The sequence below is a fragment of the Pelotomaculum sp. PtaB.Bin117 genome (assembly GCF_002067195.1).
Lineage (GTDB): Bacteria > Bacillota > Desulfotomaculia > Desulfotomaculales > Pelotomaculaceae > Pelotomaculum_D > Pelotomaculum_D terephthalicicum.
This window is the reverse complement of sequence record NZ_MVQM01000021.1, coordinates 1-4,626: the sequence shown is the minus strand read 5'-3', so window position 1 is coordinate 4,626 and position 4,626 is coordinate 1. Positions and strand designations below refer to the sequence as shown.

Sequence of the window (4,626 nt, the reverse complement as noted above, 5' to 3'; positions counted from 1 at the left end):
TGCTCTTTCAGCATGAGTACAGCGCCAATTTCCTGTTCACCCTCTGGAAGCGCGTCAGGAAGTACGGCGCTTTTTGCACGGGGATCACCCAAAACGTGGACGATCTTTTGCAGAGCCATACGGCCCGGACCATGCTGGCCAACAGCGAATTCATTGTCATGCTCAACCAGGCTTCTACGGACAGGATGGAGCTGGCTAAGCTCCTGAACATCTCCGATCTGCAATTAAGCTATATCACCAACGTGGACGCGGGCAATGGACTGATTAAGGTGGGCAGCTCCCTGGTGCCCTTCACCGACCAATTCCCGCGCAACACCAAGCTCTACAACCTGATGACGACGAAACCAGGCGAACAGGCGCAAGGCTGAATCAAGCTGCCAAGCACCAACGGCTGACCGTAATTTTTAGACAGCCGTTCATTTACTTTGAAGGAGGAAAACACAATGGAAGCCATCCGGTTCGCAGACAGGGAACACAAGGCTTTTTTCCATCAAATGCTCGCCAAAACCCGCAATGACGACGCCTATCACCAGGCGTTTTTTTATGCAATGGGTATCTGCGCGGAAACAAGACGGAACATCTACAGCCTTTTTGATTTCAAGGAGGACGGCATCAGGCCGGAGGGCCTTGCGGCTCCGTGGCAGACAGGCGGAACCCGCCGCCTGTGCCGCCTGGCCTTCAACCTCTGGAACGGCTGGACGGAGAAAGGAAAAGAGCGGTTTTCCGCACCATACGAGCTGTTTGACTGCGGCTTTGCCCCCTATTTTTTTGGAGCCATCCGGCTGCGCTATCCCGAATATTGCCGGAGTTTGGAACGCACCGCGCCCCGGTTTTCCGAAAAGGCGTGGTGACAGCCGGGTGAATCCTGAAAGGAGGTGGGCGCGTTGAAAGAAATCAAAACCAAATCCACCGTCAAGGACATTAAGGTGCTGGACAAAAGCCTCGATGTGACCCGCAGGGCGAAAAACGCCTTTATTCGTACCAAGGAGCGGGCCGAGCAGACGCGGCGGCCGGAACATGACAGCTATGTGGAGTATGCCGAGGATAAGGTAAAGGAAAGCGTGGAAATGGTCGGTAATGAAGCTGTTCACACGATGAGGCGTCAGGGCAAAAAGGCGGTTCAAAAAATTAAGGAACGCCGCAATTCCCTTTTGGACAACTATCACGCCGATGCGGCCGACGGATATACGGCGGAGCAGACCTCCCGTTCCCAAACCAGCAGTCCCCAAACGCGCCGAAGCGCCGCTTCCCCACAAGGAAAGCAAGCTGCCTCGCCCAAGGCTGGAAAAGCACCTGAACAGTACAATCCTCCCGAGCATGCAAAGCAATCGGCCCGGCGAAAAGCCACCCAATTCAAAGCTAAGGAAAAGGTAAAACGAAAATATACCCTTGCCAAGCCAAACGAATTGGCAAAACGGCAGTTTGTTCAGAGCCGGGCAAAGGCGCAGTTTTCCCTAAACAGAGAAATTCAGGCGGCGGAAACCAAAACCGCCCAGACCACCACAAGTCCCGTGTTAAGATTAGGCGAAAAAACAACACGGTGCACCGCCCAAACCGGAATCGGCGGTACTGGCCGCACCGTCCGGCAATCTGCCCGGTCTGGCAGTAAAACGGTAAAGGAAACTGCAAAGGGCACGATTAAAACGGCGCGGAAATCAGTCAAGACCGTCGGACAGACCGCCAAAACCAGTGTAAAAACCTCTCAGGTGGCGGTTAAAGCCGCCGCCAAAACCGCGCAGGCCACCGCAAAAGCGGCGCAACGGACAGCGCAGGCGGCAAGGGCCACCGCCAAGTTTACTATTCATATGATGAAGCTGACCGTCAAAGCCGCCGCCGCGCTGACCAAGAGCCTGATCGCCCTGGTGGGCTCAGGCGGGGCTGTCCTTGCCCTGTTCCTGATTATTATCGCCGTGGCTGCCTTGTTCGCGTCTCCCTTTGGCCTTCTCTTTTCTGATGAGAACAAGGATGCGGAGGTAACGCCCGTCTCCGTGGTGATACAGGAAGTGAATGAGGAATACAACCAACGGATAGAGGACATTAAGAACGACAACACCTGGGACACGATGGATGTTCAGTACGTCGGCACCGGAGGCAGCCGGGGCAATATCTGGATAGACATTCTAGCCGTGTTCGCCGTCAAAACCGCACTGACCGACGACGGCATGGATGTTTTTACCATTGACCAGACCCGTGTTGACCTTATCCGGGAAGTGTTTTGGGATATGACGGAAATTGACCACTGGATAGAAACCGTGAAGCATACCGACAGCGACGGGGGAACATGGTACGAACGCGTTCTGCATATCGTCATCACCCAGCGAACTGCAGAGGAGCAGGCGGAAATCTATCGCTTTAACGACGACCAGAGGGAAGTGCTGGATGAGCTTCTGAGCGGCGAATACGACCAGTATTTTATTGCCCTGATCACGGGTTTGAGACACCTGGGGGACGGAACGGAGGTTATTGCGGAGGGCCTTTATATCTGGCCCAGCGCCGCCAGTGACTATGTAACTTCATTTTTTGGCACCAGGCTGCACCCCATCCTGGGCGTCTACAAAACCCACAGCGGCATTGACATCGGGGCGGGATACGGAACGGCGGTACTGGCCGCCGCGGACGGCACGGTCGCAACCGCAGCTTACGATGCGGGCGGCTATGGAAACTATATTATCATCGACCACGGCAACGGCAACATGACCCTTTACGCCCACATGATCCAAATGAGCGTCGGTGTCGGTCAAACGGTGACACAAGGTCAGACCATCGGCTTTGTGGGCAGCACGGGAATGTCCACGGGTCCGCATCTGCACTTTGAGGTTTATGTCGGCGGCACCAGGGTTGATCCCCTGCTGTACTTTTCCAATTATACGGCGGCATGGCAGGTGTTCGCTGATTAAATATGTTAGCATTTTCTCTATGGTAGGCCGCATATAGCTCCTTAAATCTACACTGGCTTATCGAACCTTAAATCAGTTGTTTAATTTTTATTAAAAAGAGGTACGTTTCCTCCCTGTACAGCTATTATCAATGCCAGGTTACTTGACATTGATAAAATAATTTAATAAAATTAGGACGTACGTACGACCAAGATTTTGGGGGTGCCACATGCAACAAAAGACTGATAAAACAAACCCATCTGAGAAAATTCTTATAACGGCCTTTGAATGTCTTTCTACAAGAGGCTATGCCAATGTATCCATGCGAAATATTGCCGAGGAAGCCGGAGTCGCGTTAAGCCAACTGACATACTACTATAAGAATAAAGAAAAATTATTCATTGAAGTTATCAATATGATGACACTCCAATATTTACATGAAATAGAAGGAAATTTAGAATCTGTCACGGGTGAGAAAGAAAAGCTCGCGTCCCTTGTGAGGTTCTTTAAGGAACTGATCAGGAATAAACCAAAACTTTTGAAACTTTTTATTGATTTTATAGCACAGGCTTTATGGATTCCGTCTTTTAGAGAACAACTGGACAGCTTATTTACTGAGCTGACGGAGATTATTGAAAGAAACCTATTGACCTACACGAAAATCAATAAAAGATATCTTGGATATTCTCCCCAAACGGTAGCTAAATTAGTTCTTGGAGCTTTGCTCGGAACATCTATTCAAATAATACTCGGTTCCGACCGGGACAGCGCCTTTGAATCCTTAAATTTGGCAGAAAGCCTATTAAATTAAAGGAGGGAGTGTATATTATGTCAAACGCATTTGAAAAGACAATCAATTTAGGATTAGGGTTTTTATTGTATTCACGGGAAAAAGTGGAGGAAGTGGTTGAGGAACTGGTCGGCAGAGGCGAGGTGGCCAAAAAAGACGCCCGACAGTTTGCGAGCGAGCTTATGCAAAGAGGCGAAGAACAGAGAGAAGAACTGAAGAAGCTGATTCAGAGTGAGGTCACCAAGGCTCTGGATCATGTAAATGTGGCGAGAAAAGAAGACCTTGTTACAAAAGATGAAATCAGAGAAATTGTCAGAGAACAAATGCAGCAAGTACTCCGGGAACAAGGATTTTTCAAAAGCGAGGGCACCAAGTAAAGGGGATAAATGTTCAGAGTGCCGGAAAAGTAGCAGGCTCAGGAAAGAGAGCAAATCAATCTAAATATGCTTTTGCTATGTGATGAAACGATAGGAGTGCCTCCTTTCCCCCTGCTTAAATATTGCGGAATCGCGGGATAGAGTTGATATGATGAATTACAGACGCATTCGTGCCAGAAGATATAAAGAAATTATTGCTGTTTTTACAAAACATGGTTTTGGATTGTTTGTAAAGCGACTTAGGCTCCCTTATTCTTTAAGGTTCAAAAATAAAATTTTAGACGTCGGAACTGCACCTGACACGGCTGGAGCCTCGGCAGGAAAAAGGCTGAAGATGGCCTTGGAAGAACTGGGGCCGACGTTTGTTAAACTGGGACAAATTTTAAGCATACGACGGGATATTTTACCGGCTGATATTATTGAAGAGCTTAAAAAGCTGCAAGACTCGGTGCAGCCGTTTCCTTTTTCTGAGGTAAAGACGCTCATTGAAACGGAATTTAATGACACGCTGGGAAATATCTTTAAAGAATTTGATGAGGTACCTGTAGCCGCGGCATCCATATCCCAAGTCCATCGCGCCAGA

The 4,626-nt window shown here is 49.4% G+C and carries 6 protein-coding genes; all 6 read left to right on the top strand.

All coding sequences use genetic code 11. From position 1 onward, the window contains the following. On the top strand, nt 1-368 hold a 368-nt coding region (locus tag A4E54_RS00680; RefSeq protein ID WP_502687910.1), incomplete at its 5' end, for a TraG/VirB4 family ATPase. Nucleotides 369-443: 75 nt separating this feature from the next. After that, entirely contained in the window at nt 444-851 is a 408-nt protein-coding gene (locus A4E54_RS00675) for a DUF6075 family protein (protein WP_286723741.1), read from the top strand. 33 nt (nt 852-884) lie between these two features. Then, nucleotides 885-2,897, top strand: a complete 2,013-nt coding sequence (locus A4E54_RS00670) for a M23 family metallopeptidase (protein WP_286723740.1) — start codon at nt 885-887, stop codon at nt 2,895-2,897. 208 nt (nt 2,898-3,105) lie between these two features. Next, the gene (locus A4E54_RS00665) at nt 3,106-3,687 is read left to right on the top strand and encodes a TetR/AcrR family transcriptional regulator (protein WP_286723738.1); all 582 of its coding nucleotides are present in this window, start codon (nt 3,106-3,108) and stop codon (nt 3,685-3,687) included. A gap of 17 nt (nt 3,688-3,704) precedes the next feature. Further along, a complete protein-coding gene (locus A4E54_RS00660; RefSeq protein ID WP_286723736.1) occupies nt 3,705-4,043 on the top strand; it encodes a phasin-related domain-containing protein in 339 nt (112 codons plus the stop codon). A 148-nt stretch (nt 4,044-4,191) separates the two neighbouring features. Beyond that, nucleotides 4,192-4,626 (top strand): AarF/UbiB family protein (locus A4E54_RS00655; protein ID WP_286723735.1); only part of this gene is annotated, 435 nt, incomplete at its 3' end.